This is a genomic window from Georgenia subflava, from assembly GCF_009193155.1.
In the GTDB taxonomy this organism is placed as follows: domain Bacteria; phylum Actinomycetota; class Actinomycetes; order Actinomycetales; family Actinomycetaceae; genus Georgenia; species Georgenia subflava.
This window is the reverse complement of sequence record NZ_VUKD01000001.1, coordinates 946,743-962,961: the sequence shown is the minus strand read 5'-3', so window position 1 is coordinate 962,961 and position 16,219 is coordinate 946,743. Positions and strand designations below refer to the sequence as shown.

The 16,219-nt window shown below is 73.4% G+C and carries 13 protein-coding genes; 8 read left to right on the top strand and 5 right to left on the bottom strand.

Annotated features, from left to right (window positions below):
* Window positions 1–174 precede the first annotated feature (174 nt).
* Complete coding sequence (locus GD748_RS04355; RefSeq protein ID WP_226920747.1) at window positions 175–924, top strand: MerR family transcriptional regulator; 750 nt, start codon at window positions 175–177, stop codon at window positions 922–924.
* A gap of 81 nt (window positions 925–1,005) precedes the next feature.
* Window positions 1,006–2,277: an MFS transporter gene (locus tag GD748_RS04350; protein ID WP_226920745.1), complete on the top strand. Its 1,272-nt coding sequence runs from the start codon at window positions 1,006–1,008 to the stop codon at window positions 2,275–2,277.
* Window positions 2,278–2,303: 26 nt separating this feature from the next.
* On the opposite strand, the gene hrpA is transcribed toward GD748_RS04350, so the two are convergent.
* Both hrpA and GD748_RS04340 read right to left on the bottom strand, forming a co-directional pair.
* Window positions 2,304–6,866, bottom strand: a complete 4,563-nt coding sequence (hrpA, locus tag GD748_RS04345) for an ATP-dependent RNA helicase HrpA (RefSeq protein WP_152193925.1) — start codon at window positions 6,864–6,866, stop codon at window positions 2,304–2,306.
* 59 nt (window positions 6,867–6,925) lie between these two features.
* Window positions 6,926–7,906 carry a helix-turn-helix domain-containing protein gene (locus GD748_RS04340; RefSeq protein ID WP_152193924.1) on the bottom strand — a complete coding sequence of 327 codons (981 nt, stop codon included), beginning with the start codon at window positions 7,904–7,906 and terminating at the stop codon, window positions 6,926–6,928.
* Between the two features lie 385 nt (window positions 7,907–8,291).
* Here GD748_RS04340 and GD748_RS19405 point away from each other — a divergent pair, with 385 nt between their 5' ends.
* Entirely contained in the window at window positions 8,292–8,468 is a 177-nt protein-coding gene (locus tag GD748_RS19405; RefSeq protein ID WP_193312807.1) for a hypothetical protein, read from the top strand.
* A 3-nt stretch (window positions 8,469–8,471) separates the two neighbouring features.
* On the opposite strand, the gene GD748_RS04335 is transcribed toward GD748_RS19405, so the two are convergent.
* Both GD748_RS04335 and GD748_RS04330 read right to left on the bottom strand, forming a co-directional pair.
* Complete coding sequence (locus GD748_RS04335; protein WP_152193923.1) at window positions 8,472–9,629, bottom strand: cation diffusion facilitator family transporter; 1,158 nt, start codon at window positions 9,627–9,629, stop codon at window positions 8,472–8,474.
* Complete coding sequence (locus GD748_RS04330; protein WP_152193922.1) at window positions 9,626–10,015, bottom strand: ArsR/SmtB family transcription factor; 390 nt, start codon at window positions 10,013–10,015, stop codon at window positions 9,626–9,628. The genes GD748_RS04335 and GD748_RS04330 overlap by 4 nt, the downstream gene beginning before the upstream one ends.
* Window positions 10,016–10,087: 72 nt before the next feature.
* Between GD748_RS04330 and GD748_RS04325 the strand changes: the two genes are divergently transcribed.
* From GD748_RS04325 to GD748_RS04305, 5 genes are all read left to right on the top strand, one after another.
* Entirely contained in the window at window positions 10,088–11,308 is a 1,221-nt protein-coding gene (locus GD748_RS04325) for a Bcr/CflA family efflux MFS transporter (protein ID WP_193312806.1), read from the top strand.
* A 104-nt stretch (window positions 11,309–11,412) separates the two neighbouring features.
* Window positions 11,413–12,081, top strand: coding sequence for an alpha/beta hydrolase (locus GD748_RS04320; RefSeq protein ID WP_152193920.1), 669 nt, complete (start codon window positions 11,413–11,415; stop codon window positions 12,079–12,081).
* A 20-nt stretch (window positions 12,082–12,101) separates the two neighbouring features.
* Complete coding sequence (locus GD748_RS04315) at window positions 12,102–12,632, top strand: ASCH domain-containing protein (protein ID WP_152193919.1); 531 nt, start codon at window positions 12,102–12,104, stop codon at window positions 12,630–12,632.
* 126 nt (window positions 12,633–12,758) lie between these two features.
* Window positions 12,759–13,811 carry an endonuclease/exonuclease/phosphatase family protein gene (locus GD748_RS04310; protein ID WP_193312805.1) on the top strand — a complete coding sequence of 351 codons (1,053 nt, stop codon included), beginning with the start codon at window positions 12,759–12,761 and terminating at the stop codon, window positions 13,809–13,811.
* 205 nt (window positions 13,812–14,016) lie between these two features.
* Window positions 14,017–15,324: a GNAT family N-acetyltransferase gene (locus GD748_RS04305; protein ID WP_152193917.1), complete on the top strand. Its 1,308-nt coding sequence runs from the start codon at window positions 14,017–14,019 to the stop codon at window positions 15,322–15,324.
* Window positions 15,325–15,329: 5 nt separating this feature from the next.
* Here GD748_RS04305 and GD748_RS04300 read toward each other — a convergent pair whose 3' ends face one another.
* Window positions 15,330–16,100, bottom strand: coding sequence for an alpha/beta hydrolase family protein (locus tag GD748_RS04300; RefSeq protein WP_152193916.1), 771 nt, complete (start codon window positions 16,098–16,100; stop codon window positions 15,330–15,332).
* Window positions 16,101–16,219: the final 119 nt, after the last annotated feature.

The following is a 16,219-nucleotide window of genomic DNA, read 5'->3' as shown; positions in this document are numbered from 1 at the left end:
CCCCGGCCGACGGTGACGTCATGGCGGGAGCATAGTGGCTGCGCCTCCGCCGCCGACCGGCAGCCGGCAAGGACGAGGGGCTACGTCTGGCCGGCGCTTGAACCTCACGTAGCGTCAGGACCTACCGTCCACATCACCGGCGCGAAAGGTGCCGGTGGAAGTCGGAGGAGCACGGTGGAGCAGGACAGCTGGAAGGTCGGGGAGCTCGCCCGGGCGACTGGTCTCACGGTGCGCACGTTGCACCACTGGGACAAGGTCGGCCTGGTCGTGCCCTCGGGCCGCACGGCATCGGGGCACCGGCTCTACGCCCGCGCCGACGTCGAGCGGATCTACCAGGTGATCGCCCTGCGTCAGCTCGGTGTCCCGCTGCCCACGATCGGCTCGCTGCTGGAGGGTTCGTCGCTCCTCGAGGACGTTCTCGAGCAGCACCGGCGTGTCATAGACGACCAGCTCGCCGCCCTGCGTCGCCTGCGGGCCGAGCTGGGCGCGATGATCGCCGCGGCCGGGTCTACCGAGCACCGCCGGAGCGCTGACTTCCTCGCACTGATCAGGAAAGTGATCGTCGTGGACGAGACAGTCAAGAAGTACTTCACCAAGCAGCAGCTCGCCGATCTCGCCGAGCGGCGCGAGCACGAGGGTGAGCAGATCGCCGCCGTGCAGGCGGCCTGGCCCGAGCTCATCGCCCGCGTACAGCGCGCCGTCGACGACGGCGTGGACCCGGCGAGCGCGGAGGGACGAGGCCTGGGGCGGGAGTGGCTCGCGCTGCTGGAGCAGTTCCACCGCGGTGACGAGCAGATGCGCGACTCGCTCTACGCGATGCATGCCGAGAACTCCGAGTCCATCGAGCGCGAGCACGGCGGCCCCACCCAGGCGCAGATGGAGTTCATCACGCGGGCCACCGCAGGTCCAGGAGGTGGGTCATGATCTCCGCGCCCTGGTCCCGTGGGCACCGACAGCCGGCCTGCAGGTGGATCTCGCGACCTCGCGGACGACATCATGGGGTCCGTGACGGAGCACGGGGGTCGTGAGTCCGAACCCCGTGACGTCTTCCGGCTCCCCGGCTTCCTGGCCTTCTGGACGGCCGAGAGCGTCTCCGGCCTCGGCAACCAGATCACCACCCTCGCCCTGCAGGTCCTGGTCGTCGTCACGCTGAGCGGCTCGGCGACCGACGTCGGCCTCGTGAACGCGGCACGCTGGCTGCCGTACCTCGTCCTGGGGCTCGTGATCGGGGCGCTGGTGGACCGCCGTCGCCGCAAGCCGATCATGGTGGTCACCGACCTCGGCCGTGCGCTGCTGCTCGGCCTGATCCCGCTGCTCTGGGCGCTCGACCGGCTCTCCGTACCGGTCGTCGTGGCCTTCGTCGCCGCCTTCGGGCTGCTGTCCCTGCTGAACGACGCGGCGTCCCAGTCGTTCCTGCCGCGGCTGGTGCCCCGCTCGTCGCTGCTCGCGGCCAATGCCCGGCTCGACCAGGTCGGCGCGGTGGTCCAGACCTCCGGGCCGGCCGTCGCCGGCGGGCTGGTCACAGTGCTCGGGGCCCCGCTCGCCGTCCTGGTGGACGCCGGCAGCTACTTGTTCTCGGCCGTGACGCTCACCAGGATCCGGCTCGAGGAGTCAACGACGCAGGTCCGCCGCGCGTCGGTGAACCTCTGGGCCGAGGTCGCCGAAGGTGTGCGGTGGGTCTACCGGCACCGCACTCTTGCGCCGCAGGCGCTGAGCACCCACGGCTGGTTCCTGTTCAACAGCATGCTCGTGACGGTGTTCGTCCCGTTCGTGCTCGTCGGTCTCGGCCTCACCGCGACCGAGCTCGGGATCGCCCTCGCCGGCGCGGGCGTCGGGGCGCTCGTCGGGAGCCTGCTCTCCACCAGGATCGGGATGCGCTGGGGAGCCGGTCGGGCGGTCATCGCCGCCCGCCTGGTGATGCCGCTGGGCTGGGTGGTGATCGCGCTGGCCCCGGCCGACGGCGACCGCTGGACGACGGTGGCGGTCCTGGCCGCCGGCCAGCTCGTCTACGGCTTCACGATGGGCGCCGAGAACGCGAACGAGATGGGCTACCGGCAGGCCGTCACGCCGGACGAGCTGCAGGGCCGGATGAACACCACCATGCGTTCGGTCAACCGCGCCATGATCGTGGTCGGGGCACCGGTCGGAGGTCTGCTCGCCGACACCCTCGGCTACCGCCCGACCATGTGGATCGCCCTCGCCGGCTTCGTCGTCGTGGCGCTCCTGCTGGCCGCGTCGCCGTTCCGTCACGCCCGGCACGACGACGGGACGCCGTAGCGCTGCCGACGACGGGGCGCCGTCGCTCAGACCTCGGCGAGCGCCTTGCGGATGCGCTTCTCCGAGACCTTCACCGGGGTGCCGAGCTGCTGGGCGAACAGGCTCACCCGCAGCTCCTCGATCATCCAGCGCACGTGCTCGAGCGCGGCGTCGCGGGCCGGGTCCGGGCTGAGCCGGTCGGCGGCGTCGACCGCCGCCTGGTAGGTGTCCTCGAGCTCGCCGACGGTCCACGCGAGGTTGGCGTCCTGGTGCACGTTGACCTGCGCGCGCTCGACCCGGCGCTGCGCGGCCCGCAGGTAGCGGGGGAGGTGCACGAGCTGTCCGGGCGGGGTCGCGGAGACGAAGCCGTCGAACACCAGGCGGGCCGTCTGGTCGCGCACCTCGGTGAGCGTGTTGAGCAGGAACATCGAGGTGGCGTCCTTGATCGCCGCCTCGAGCTCTCGCCACGCGTCAAGCGTCGCGACCACCTGTCCGACGACCCGGTGCACGCGGTCCTCGAGGGCCCCGCGCACGTGGGCGAGGAGCCGGCCGTAGGTCTCGACGTCGCGCACCTGGCCACCGCCACGTTCCGCCGTCCACTCGTCGACCAGCGCCCCGACCGCGGCGAGCTGCACGTCCGCGACCAGCGCCTCGGTGCTCGGGTAGGGGCTCGCCGCCAGGGTGAGCGCCTGCTTCCCGGTCCACCGGGTGGTGACCCGCTGGACGTTCAGGGCGGCCTCGGTCAGCACCAGGCGGCGCAGCCCGAGCCGGTGCGCGCGGGCCTGCTCCGCCGCGTCGGCGAGCACCCGCAGCGCGACGCTCGCCGTCGGCGCGCCGGCCTTGGCGCCGCCGCGCGGCCCGGGAACCTCCATGAGGGCCGGGTAGCCGCGCACCACCAGGCCGTGCGGCCCGGGGGACTCCACCTGACGCGGGATCGCCCCCTCCGGGAGCTCCGGCCACGTGGTGAGGTCGTGCTGCTCGGGGATGACCGGAGCTGCCGCCGCGCCGGCCTGCACCACGGCGTCGCCGTCGCCCGGCGTGTCCGGGCCGCCGCGGCCGCCGGTCGCGCGGTCGGTGCCAGGCCCCGCCAGGTCTCTCCCGGATCGTGCCGCGGCCTCCTCCATGGCCACCTGCACCGCCCCGCGCACCGCCGAGCGCACCGCCTGCTGGGTCTGCGGGGCCAGCTCACGCTGCAGCGCCACGAGGTTCTTGCCCTCGGAGAGCACCGCGCCACGCTCGGAGAGCACGCGGAAGGTCATCCGCAGGTGGTCCGGCAGCCGCTCCTCGTCCCAGGCCTCGTCCGGGATGTCGACGTCCCGGAGGCGACGGACGGCGTCGCCGAACGCCTGCTGGTAGGTCGGTGCGTCGGGACCGACCCCGGGGGCGCCGGCGACGTCGGACCACGGCGGGAGCAGGTCGACCACTCCACGCGCCACGTCCGGGGCCGGCACGAGCTGCACGCGGGTCTTCTTGGGCAGCGCCTTGATGGTCGCCGTGGCGAGCTCGGTGGCCAGACCCGGCACCATCCAGTCGAAGCCGTCCGGCCGCAGCCGGCCGAGCACCTCCACCGGCACGTGCACGGTCACGCCGTCCGCGTAGCTGCCCGGCTCGAACTGGTAGGTCAGCGGCAGCGTGAGGTCGCCCTGGTGCCACGTGTCGGGGAAGTCCGCGCCGGTGACGGCGCCGGCGTCCGGCACCAGCAGGTCCATCGTGAAGGTGAGCTGCTCGGGGTCCTGCCGTCGCGCCTTCTTCCACCAGGAGTCGAAGTGCCGGGCGGAGACCACGTACTCGGGGACGCGTTCGTCGTAGAAGTCGAACAGCCCGTCCTCGTCGAGCACCAGGCCGCGCCGGCGTGCCCGGGCCTCGTACTCCTCGGCCTCGGCGAGCAGCTCGCGGTTGCGGGCGTAGAACTGGTGATGGGTGCGCCACTGCCCGCCGACCAGCGCCTCGCGGACGAACATCTCCCGGGCCAGCTCGCCGGCGGTGACGTCCCCCATCGGCAGGTCCCCGAGCCGGCCGAGCAGCACGTTGCGGTCGGCCACCAGGGTCATGCCGTAGAGCAGCACCTTCTCCTTGACCATGGCGGCGCCCTGCTTGGTGGACCAGTACGGCTCCGAGTAGGTGCGTCTCACCAGGTGCTCCGCGAGCGGCTCGACCCACTCCGGCTGGATGCGCGCGACCGTGCGGGCGAAGAGCCGCGATGTCTCCACCAGCTCGGCGGCCATCACCCACGCCGGGGTCTTCTTCGCCAGCCCGGAGCCCGGCCAGATGACGAACCGGGTGCCACGCGCTCCGGCGTAGTCGCGCTTGCGCTCGTCGTAGGAGCCGACGTTGGACAGCAGCCCGACGAGCAGGGACTGGTGGAGGGCGTCCGCGCTGACCGCCTCGCCCGAGCGGCCGACGGCGACGGCGGCCCTGGCCGAGTCCGGCCGGGCGTCGTGGGTGCTCTCCGCCGTCGCGGCGATCTCGCCCTCGTGCGGCAGGGCGATCGGCTTCATCGTCAGGCCGAGCGGCTTGGCGAGCTGGCGCAGCTGGGCGACGACGTCCTGCCACTCGCGCACCCGCAGGTAGTTGAGGAACTCGGCGCGGCACAGGCGCCGGAACGCCGAGCCGGTGAGGTCGCGCTGCTGGGTGCGCAGGTAGCGCCAGAGGTTGAGGTAGGCGAGGAAGTCCGAGGTGGGGTCGGTGAACCGGCGGTGCTTCTCGTCCGCGGCCTGCTGGTGCTCGGCCGGGCGCTCGCGGACGTCCTGCACGCTCAGCGCGGCGACGATGACCATGACCTCGGCGGCGCACCCGTTGCGCTGCGCCTCGAGGAGCATCCGGCCCAGGCGCGGGTCGATCGGCAGCTGGGCGAGCTGGCGCCCGACGTCGGTGAGCCGGCGGCGGGGGTCCTCGGCGGTCGGGTCGAGGGCGCCGATCTCGTGCAGGAGCTGGACGCCGTCGCGCACGGCACGGGTGTCGGGCGGGTCGACGAACGGGAACCGGGCGACGTCGCCGAGGCCGAGCGCGGCCATCTGCAGGATCACCGAGGCCAGCGAGGTGCGCAGGATCTCCGGCTCGGTGAACTCCGGCCGGGCGGCGTAGTCGGACTCGGAGTACAGCCGGATCGCGATGCCGTCGGCCACGCGGCCGCAGCGGCCCGAGCGCTGGTTGGCGCTGGCCTGGGACACCGGCTCGATCGGCAGCCGCTGGACCTTGGTGCGGGTGGAGTAGCGCGAGATGCGTGCGGTGCCGGGGTCGATGACGTACCGGATGCCCGGCACGGTCAGGGACGTCTCGGCGACGTTCGTGGCGAGCACGATGCGCCGGGTGGTGTGCGCCTCGAACACCCGGTGCTGCTCGGCGGAGGACAGCCGCGCGTACAGCGGCACGACCTCGACGGCGCCCACGGCGTGCGCGGACTGCCGCGCGGTCCCGGGTGCGACGTAGCGCGGTCCCAGGTGCTCGGCGAGGGCGACGTGGGTGTCGCGGATCTCCCGCTCGCCGGAGAGGAACACGAGGATGTCGCCCGGACCTTCGGCCATGAGCTCGTCGGCGGCCTGGGTGATCGCGGTGGTCTGGTCCAGCGGCTCCTCGCGCGGCGGCTGCTTCCCGCCGGCGGGTCCTGGGCCGGAGCGCCGGGGCCCGGCGGTGTCCTTGCCGTCGCCGCCTCCGTCGTCGTCCCCGTCGCCGTCCTCGTCGGGGACGAGCGGGCGGTAGCGGATCTCGACGGGGTAGGTGCGTCCGGTGACCTCCACGACCGGCGCGGGCCGGACCGGCTCGCCGTCGACGCGGCCGGCCTCGCGCTCGCCGAAGTGGGCGGCGAAGCGCTCGGAGTCGATGGTGGCGGAGGTGATGACCACCTTGAGGTCGGGGCGCCGTGGCAGCAGCTGGGCGAGGTAGCCCAGGATGAAGTCGATGTTCAGGCTCCGCTCGTGCGCCTCGTCCACGATGATCGTGTCGTAGCGGCGCAGCTGCGGGTCGCGCTGGATCTCGGCGAGCAGGATGCCGTCGGTCATGAGCTTGACCAGTGTGGTCGGTGAGACCTGGTCGGTGAAGCGGACCTGGTATCCGACGGCCCCGCCCATCTCCACGCCGAGCTCCTCGGCGATCCGCTCGGCGACCGTGCGGGCGGCGATGCGGCGCGGCTGCGTGTGGCCGATCGTGCCGGTGATGCCGCGGCCGAGCTCGAGGCAGATCTTGGGGATCTGGGTGGTCTTGCCCGAGCCGGTCTCACCGGCGACGATCACCACCTGGTGGTCGCGGATCGCCTCGGCGATCTCCTCGCGGCGGGCGGAGACGGGCAGCTGCTCCGGGTAGGTGATGCGGGGGAGCGCCGCCTGGCGGGCCTCGAGCTGCTCGGGCGACCAGGGCCGGAAGCCGCCGCGGGAGGTTGCTCGCCGACGACCATCGGCCCGACCGTCGGACCGGCCCTGGCGCGGTGCGTCGCGTCCCTCGGTGGGTGCGCGCCTCTCCGGCTCGGCGGTCCTCGTCGCGTCGGTGGCTCCGGCTTCCGCGGCTCGAACGTTGCCGGTGGAACGTCCGCGGCCGCCGCGTCGACGGCGAGGGGTGCGCGGACCGGCGGGGGACGGCTGCGCCGCCCGCTCCTCGTTGCTCTGGTCCTCGCTCACGGTGACCCATTGTCACCGATGGACGCCGCGTCGGTCGTCCGCAATAGCGGCCTCGCCACTCAGGCCCGGGCCGTAGCCCCGACGGCCAGGGGCTCGGTGCGACGGAAGCGGCGGCGGTACTGCTGCGGGCTCAGGCCACGCACCCGGCCCAGGTGGTGGCGGAGCGCTGCCGCGTTGCCGAAGCCGACGTCGGCGGCGATCTGGTCCACCGACCGGTCTGTCTCCTCCAGGAGCTGCTCGGCTCGGTGCACGCGCTGGGCGACAATCCACGCGTGCGGCGTCGTCCCGGTCTCGGCCCGGAACCGGCGCGCGAAGGTGCGCGGCGACATCGTCGAGCGGGCAGCCAGCTGCTCCACCGCGAGCTCGGAGTCGAGGTGCTCGACGATCCACGTCAGGACGGGCCCGAGAGTCTCGGTGTCGCAGCTGGGCACCGCGCTCTGGATGAACTGTGCCTGCCCGCCCTCGCGCTGCGGCGGGACGACCATGCGGCGGGCGACCAGGTTGGCCGCGGCGGCGCCGAACTCCTCGCGCCACAGGTACAGGCTGGCGTCGATGCCGGCGGCCGTTCCCGCGCTGGTGAGCACCAGGTCGTCGTCGACGTAGAGCACCTCCGGGACCACCTCGGCGGCCGGGTAGGCGGCGGCGAGCTCGTCGGTGTACATCCAGTGGGTGGTGCAGCGGCGTCCGTCGAGCAGTCCGGCCGCGGCGAGGGCGAAGGCGCCGGTGCAGACCGACATCACCCGTGCCCCGCGCGAGTGTGCGGCCCGCAGCGCGTCGAGCACGTCGGCCGGCGGGTCGGGGTGGCCCTTGACCGCAGGCACCACCACGAGGTCCGCGGCGGCCACGCGCTCGAGCCCGTGCTCGACCTGGATGCCGAAGCCGGCACCCGTGCGCACCGTTCCGGGACGTGCGGCGCAGACCGCGAGGTCGAAGGTCGGCAGGCCCATCTCAGAACGGTCGACGGCCCACGCCTCGCACGCGACGCCGAGCTCGAAGGGCTCGACCCCGTCCATGACGATGACGGCCACGTTGCTGATCATGGCCCCATCCTCCCACGGTCATGGCAGGAAATCGATGGGTAACGGCATCTCTGCCACTGGTGGCAGAGATCATGTGGGCGAAGAATTCCTGCCATGAGTATTTCACTGGTCATCTGGTCGATCGCCGCGCTCTCCTGGTTGGGGTACGCGCTCTTCGTGATCCGGGCCGTCCGCAGGGACGACGTGGACCACTCCGCCATCCGGCGGTCGGTAGTCAGCGCCGGAGCGGGCGAGGAGATTCTCGGTCGCCCGCGCGCCGTGCGGCAGCCGGACCGCACGGCCGGGCGACCTCACACCGACGCCGTCAGGACCGTCTCAGAGGATGACGGACCCGTAACGGGACGTCGCCACTCCCACGCACCGGCAGCCTGAGGGGAACACGACCATGGATCCGTACATCGGTCATCCGCACGACATCATCGCGCGCGTCCGTCTCGAGGAGGCTGCAGGCGCAGCAGAGCGGGCCCGGCTGCGACACGAGCAGCCGGACCGGTGGGTCCGCCGCCCCTTCGGCGGCCGGGCCGGCGACGCGCTCCGCGACCTGATCGGCCGCCCGCGCTGATACTCACGCCGTCGACGGTGCGACGACCACCGATCCGACGCCCGGCAGCTCGTGGCGCACGGCGTGCTCGACGTCGCGGGCGAGGGTGGCGAAGCCGTGCAGCGTCATACCCGAGGCCGCCCGCACCTCGGTGACGACGTCGAGGCGGTGCCCGGTCCAGCGGAGCCGGAGAACGTCCACCGCGGCCACTCCGGGCACGCGTGCGAGGGACCGCTCGGCGCGCTCGGTCAGGCCCGGGTCGACGCCGTCGAGCAGGCGACGGCCGACGTCGCGCGCGGTGCCCCAGAGCAGGACGGCGATCATGGCGGAGATCAGAAGGCCGACGACCGGGTCGGCGACGGGGAATCCCAGCCACACCCCGATGACGCCGAGCACCACCGCCAGCGAGGTGAAGCCGTCGGTGCGGGCGTGCACGCCGTCGGCCACCAGCGCCGCCGAGCCGATGCGGCGACCGACGCGGATCCGGTAGACGGCGACCGCCTCGTTGCCGGCGAAGCCGATGATGCCTGCGGCGAGCACCCAGCCCAGGTTCTGCAGCGGCTGCGGCTCGATCAGACGACGGACGGACTCGACGGCGGCGATGATCGCCGAGAGGGCGATCATGGCGACGATGAAGAGGCCGGCGAGGTCCTCGGCGCGACCCAGGCCGTAGGTGTACCGGCGCGTGGGCCGGCGGCGGCCGAGCACGAACGCGATCCACAGCGGCACGGCGGTCAGCGCGTCGGAGAAGTTGTGGACCGTGTCCGCGGCCAGCGCGACGGAGCCGCTGACGGCGACGATGACGAGCTGGAGCCCGGCCGTCAGCGCGAGCGCGACCAGGCTGAACTTGACTGCCCTGATGCCCAGCTCGCTCGCCTCGAGCGCGTCGTCGATGGAGTCGGCAGCGTCGTGGCTGTGTGGGACGAACAGGTGCTGGACGAAGCCCCGCAGCCCGGTCGGATGGTCGTGATCGTCGGCATGGCCATGGCCATGCGCGTGGCCGTCACCGTGGTCGTGGTCGTGGTCGTGGTCGTGGTCGTGGTCGTTCGCGTGACCGTGGTCATGTGCAGGGCCGTGGTCGTGGTCGGGGCTGTGGTCGTGCTGGCCGTCGCGCGAGCCGGCGTCCGTGCTCCGCAGGAGCGCTGCGCGGGTCTCGTGCGAGTGGCGCTCGCCGGTGGTCATGCGTCGGCCCGGTCGGTGAGTGCGCGGGCGTCGGCCGGCGCGGCCTGGTGGTGCCGCGGCGTGCCGCCGACGGCGTGCTCGGCCTGGAAGATCGCCTCGGTGACGAGCTTGCGTGCGTGCTCGTCGACGAGGCGGTAGAACACCCGCGTGCCGTCCTGGCGGGTGGAGACGATGCGTGCGAGCCGGAGCTTGGCCAGGTGCTGGGACACCGCGGCGGGGGACTTCCCGACGGTGGCGGCCAGGTCGGACACCGACAGCTCACGGTCGGCGAGGGCGAGCACGACGCGCACCCGGGTCGCGTCCGCGAGCATCGAGAAGATCTCCACGGCGAGGTCGACGAGCTCTCCGCCGGGGAGGTCGTCAGGCGTCTGCGTATCTGCGTGCATACGCAGATAATGAGGCATGCAGGTGTGATGCGCAAGAAGGGAGTGCGCCTCGCACGGGCCTACGCTCGGGCGATGACCAGCGACGGGCAGCGCCTCCGGGCCGGCCTCCTCGTCCTGCTCGGCGCGCTCACCGCGCTCGCGCCCCTCACCATCAACCTCTACCTCCCTGCCTTCCCCGTCATCGCCGCAGAGCTCGGGGTCGGCAAGGGGCAGGTCCAGCTGACGATGACGGCGACGCTCGTCGGGCTCGCCCTGGGCCAGCTGCTGGTCGGCTCGGTCTCCGACGCTGTCGGGCGTCGGCGGCCCCTCCTGGCGGCGTTCGCCGTCTACGTCGTCGTCTCCCTCGGCATCGCCGTCGCGAGCGGCATCGAGCTGCTCCTCGTGCTCCGTCTGGCCCAGGGGCTGGTCGGCTCGGCCGGACTCGTCATCTCCATGGCCGTCGTGCGCGACACCTACGACGGCTACGTCGTGGGCCGTGCGCTCTCCCGGCTGATGCTCGTCGTCGGCGTCGCGCCGGTGCTGGCCCCCGCGCTGGGCTCGCAGCTGCTCCTCGTCGGCTCCTGGCGCCTGCTCTTCGTGGTGCTCGCCGTGCTCGGGCTCGTCCTGCTCCTCCTCGTGGCACTGGTGATGACCGAGTCGCTCCCGCCCGAGCTGCGCCGGACAGGTGGGACGGCAGCGGCCACCCGCTCGTACGTGGCGCTGCTGCGCGACCCGACCTTTTTCGGGCTGGTGCTCGTCGCGGGCATCACCATGGCCGGGCAGTTCACCTACATCTCCGCGTCGACGTTCTTCTTCCAGCAGACCTACGGACTGAGCGCCCAGCAGTACGGCCTCGTGTTCGGGGCCGGCGCGGTCATGGTCACCCTCGGCACGCAGGTCACGGGCGTCCTGCTCGGTCGTGTCCGCCCGCTGCGCATCGTCGGCGGCGCGCTCGTCGCGGCACTGCTGGGAGCGACGGCGATCGCGGTCGTCGCTGTGGGGGTCGGCACCGGGCCGGGCCGGCTCGTTCCCCTGCTCCTCGTCATCCTGCCGACCGTCGGCGCCGTCGGCATGATGCTTCCCGCCGTGCCCGCCATCGCGCTGGCACGCCTGTCCCACGACGCCGGCAGCGCCGCAGCCCTCGTGGGGGCAGCCCAGTTCGGCATGGCCGCAGTCGGTGCGCCGCTCTCCGGACTGCTCGGCGGGTCCGTGCTCACCATGGCGCTGGTGATGATGGTGGCGTTCGCGCTCGCCGGCCTGATCATGATCGGCGTCGCGCGCCGCGAGGCCGGCCTGCGCGGCGCCCCGCCGTGAGCAGCGCCACCTCGAGGCGGGATGGATCGGCCTCCCTACGCGGTTGACCAGGTGTGCCCCGGGGCCGGCACCCTCGAGCCCCTTCCCCACCACCCAGGAGAGTCATGCCCCTCGTCGTCGATCCCGCCGCCGTCCGCTGGTCAGCCGCCGAGGGCGAGCGGGCGGACCGCCCGCTGCTGGTGCTCCTGCACGGCTACGGCTCGAACGAGCAGGACCTCTTCGCCCTCGTCCCTCACCTGCCCGCCGACCTGGTCGTCGCCTCCCTGCGCGCACCCGGCGCCAACGCCATGGGCTACGAGTGGTTCTCCCTCGACGGCGAGCTCGCCGGCGCGGCGGGGCACCGGCAGACGGAGACGACGGACCGGCTGCGCGAGGACGGCACCAATGCCGCCGCGCTCGCGGTCCTGGACTGGGTCGACGGGCTCGCCGAGGCCCCGTCCGCCGTCGGCCTCCTCGGGTTCTCCCAGGGCGGTGCCGTGGCGATGCAGGTCATGCGCCACCGGCCGGCCGCCGTCGACCACGTGGTGATCCTCTCCGGCTTCGTCGCCCCCGGCGAGGTCGACGGCGACGCCGAGCTGGCCGACCGGCGCCCGCCGGTGCTCTACGCCCGCGGCGCCGCCGACCCCGTGATCGCCCCGTTCCTCGTCGAGCGGGCCGACACGTGGCTGCCCGCCCACACCTCCCTCACGGCGCTCGTCCAGCCGGGTCTGGGGCACGGCATCTCGATGGAGATCCTCGCCGAGGTGCGGACGTTCCTCGCAGACCGCCGCTGAGCCCCTGCCACACTCGGTCCATGGAGATCACGCCGCCGGAGGACGAGGCGCTCGAGCTGTTCTGGGCCGAGGCCCGCAAGATCGCCGGCCTCACCCACCTGGACGGCATCGTCGGGATGGACACGACCGCCTCGCTCGTGCCGCCGGCCTGGTCGTTCGGGTCCACGGCCGAGATGGCCGACGAGCTCCTCGACCTCGTGCTGGCCGGCGAGAAGACGGCGACGGCGAGCGCACGGTGGGAGTGGGAGGCCGACCACGAGGAGCCGCCCACCCCGGGAGACCTGGCGATCCTGTGCGACGGCGCCGGCGAGCCGCGCGCCCTGATCCGCACCGACGACGTCGAGATCGTGCCGTTCGACCAGGTCGGCGAGGAGCACGCCACCGCCGAGGGGGAGGGCGACCGGTCGCTGGCGCACTGGCGCAGCGGCCACCAGGAGTACTTCACCGAGTCCCTCGCCGCTGTCGGCCGCACCTTTGCCCCGGACATGCCGGTGGTGCTGGAGACGTTCACCCTGCTGCACCCCAGACCGCGCCGGCGCCGTCCGCGGTAGGTGCCATCGTCCGGACGCCCTCTCGGTCCTCGGGATCCCGGCCGGCCTCCGGTGGCGGCCGGGCGCCGACCTCGGCGGGCCGCCGAAGTCCCGGGACGAGCCGCCCGCTGATGATTGGATGGCGGCGTGCGCGTGATCGGGTGGGTCCTCGTCCTGGTGCTGGCCGCCGTCGCCGCGCTCACGCTCGACCCCGAGTGGCTCGGCCGCGTCAACGACGACTGGGCCGGCCTGACCACCACCTACCCCGTCAACCAGGTCATCGCCCTGCGGCCGCTGCTCGCCGGGGTCTTCGCGGTGAGCGCGATCATCGTGCTGGTCGTCGGCGTCGTCCGGAAGGTCGGGTTCCACGGCGGCAACCGCACGCTCGTCCTCGGCCTGGTCCTCGCCGCCGTCGCGGTCGGCCACGGCTGGTTCCTGTGGGACCGCGGCCTGGACAACCGGGCCGAGCTGACCGCCGACCCGGGGCTGCGCCCGGACGACCCGGGTGACGGCTCGCTGACGGTGCTGAGCTACAACACCCGCGACGGCGACACCGGGGTGGACGACATCGCCGCGGCGGCGGAGACGAACGGCGTCGACGTCCTCGTCCTCACCGAGACGAGCGCCGAGCTGGCCGACCAGGTCGCCGCGTTCCTCGCCGGCGGCGGGGAGTCGTTCCAGGTGTTCACCGCCGCGGCCGGGGAGGACGTCACCGGGGCGACGGCGGTGCTCGTCTCCTCCTCCCTCGGCGAGTACGTCCAGACCACCGGCCCGGCCACCGAGCTCGGCGCGGTGCGCGTCGAGCCGGCCACCGGGGTCGGGCCCGTCGTCGTCGGCGTCCACGTGGTGCCGCCGGCCTCGGACAACACCGACCGGTGGCTCAGGGACCTGCGGGCCGTGCGGGGACTCTGCACCGACCGGGGACCTGCCGGTCTGGTCCTCGCCGGCGACCTCAACGCCACCCTGGACCACGCGCCGCTGCAGGACCTCGGCCGGTGCACCGCTGCGGCCGTCGACGGCGGCGTCGGCGGCATCGCCACCTGGCCGGCCCGCCTGCCGTCCCTGATCGGCTCCACGATCGACCACGTCCTCGTCGACGGCGACAGCTTCGAGACGACCGAGGCGCTCGTCGTCGACCGCGGGGACAGCGACCACCGCGGCCTGGTCGTACGCGTGCGCCCGGTGGACCAGACCTCCTGACCAGCGCCTGACGGAGGGACTCCGGCCGCCTCAGCCCGAGGGACGCTGGCCGCCCTGTCGAGGAACGCCGGCCGCCTCAGCCGAGGGGACGCCCCGACAGCCGGCGAAGGGTCTCCGGGGTGCGGTCGTGACGCAGTCACCGGCGGCCCGTGACGGCGCACAAAATCAGTGGCCCGCCGGCGTGCCCCGGTGCCATTCTCGCGCCATGGACACCATCCGCATCGTCGAGCTCCCGGTGCCGGCGCCGGGCACGTCGATCCCGGCGGGCACCCGGCCCCCGGCGGTCTACCAGGCGTGGCACGACATCTTCGCCGAGTCGATGGTGGAGATCCTCGGGCACGACGACTTCGCCGACCCGCCGGCGGCACTCGCCGCGGGCTACGCCGACCAGAAGCACACCCGCAAGACCCTGCTCCTGGCCGTGACCACCACGGCACGAGACCGTGCGGTGGCCGCGGGCGTCGAGGCCGCCGCCGCGGTCACCGACCCGGCGGACGCGATCACGGACCCGGCGGACGCGATCACCGACCCGGCGACCGTCCTCGGGTACGCCGCGGTGTCGATGCCCCTCACCGACAACACCCACCTCGCCCACGTCGACCTCGCGGTCCGGCCGGCCGCCCGGCGTCGCGGCATCGGCGGCGCGCTGTGGCGCGAGGTCGAGCGGCGTGCGCGCGCCGCCGGCCGGAGCGCGGTGACGACCTGGAGCTCCCACGCCTCCGAGGCGCCCGAGGGAGCCGGCGCACTCGTCCCGCCGACCGGTGCGGGACGCATCGCGACCGACGACCCCGCGACCCGCTTCGCCCTCGCGCACGGCTTCTCGCTCGAGCAGGGCGAGCGGCAGTCCACCCTCCGGCTGCCCGTCGACCCCAGCCTGCTCGCCGGCTGGCGGGCGGAGGCGGAGGCGGCCGCCGGAGGGGACTACCGCGTGGTGCAATGGCAGGACCGGACGCCGGAGCGGTGGCTCGACGCCCTCGCCGAGCTCCAGCGTCGGATGAGCGTCGACGTCCCCGTGGCCGGCCTGGACTTCCAGGAGGAGGTGTGGGACGCCGCGCGCGTGCGGGACATGGACGAGGACATCGCCCGTGCCGGGCAGCGTTACGTCCTCACCGCCGTCGAGCACGTCCCGACCGGGTCGCTGGTGGCCTTCACCCACCTGGTAATGCCGCAGGCCCAGCCCGAGGTGGTGTTCCAGTACAACACCCTCGTCCACGGCGACCACCGGGGCCGGCGCCTCGGGCTGCTCGTCAAGGCTGCCAACCTCCAGCTGCTGGCGGCGGCCCAGCCCGCCGCACGGCGCGTGCACACCTGGAACGCGGGCGAGAACGCGCACATGCTCGCCATCAACGTCCGGATGGGCTTCGTGCTCGCGAGCATCGAGGGGGCGTGGCAGCGCCGCCTCGACGTGGCCGGGGCGACGTCGGCCCCGGCCGAGATCACGTCGCACGTCGGCACCGACGGCGCGACGGCGGACGGCCCGCTGGCCGCAGCACCCACCGGCACCGCGGCCTGAGCCCGCTACGCCGGTGCGGGCAGGTGCTCGGCCAGCCAGGCGAGCGCGAGCTCGGCGACGACGTCGATCCGGTCCCGCATGCCGTGCGCTGCGCCGTCGATGATCTCCAGGCGCGACCCGTCGGGCAGCAGCGGCAGACCCTCGCGGCTCAGCGTGACCAGCTCGGTCTCGTTCGCGTCGGACTCGCCGTGCACGAGCAGGACCGGCACGCGGGCCGCACCGAGCAGCTCGGCCTGGTCGATGAGGGAGTAGTCGGCGAGCGTCTGCCGGGAGATCACCGAGTACTCGCGGGCCGCCGCCTCGTTGTCGTCCGGGATGCGGGCGTGCCCGACGGCCTCGAGGTCGTCGAGCTGGGCGGGGGAGAAGATCTCCTCCCACGGGTAGGACATCGGACCGGTCAGCGGGCCGGTGAGCACCATCGTCACCACGTCCGTCGGCTGCGCCCGCAGTGCCGCGAGGGTGCCGAACGAGTGCGCGTGGATCGCCTGGACCCCGAACCCCTGCTCGGTGAGCCACGCCGAGGCCGAGCGGAGATCCTCCACCTCGCCGGCGACGGTGACAACATCGTCGTCGCTCGCCCCGCAGCCGGAGAAGTCGATCTGCAGGGTGGCGTGCCCCGCAGTGCGGTACGCCGAGGCGAGGATGTCGAAGCGGAGCGAGGAGTGCCGGTCCGAGAGGAAGCCGTGCGCGAAGAGGACCGCCGTCGAGCCGGTGCCCGGTTCGAAGGTGCCGGCCAACGTCACCCCGCGCGGGGTGGTGATCGCGACCTCTGCCATGCCTCCACGGTAAAGGTTTCGTACAAGAACCGTCAGGGACGGCCGGTGCGTCTCGTGATCCGGTCGGGCTTCCGGTGGACCCGCCGCCCGGCGCGCGGCGTGGCGCGCTTTGTGTCACT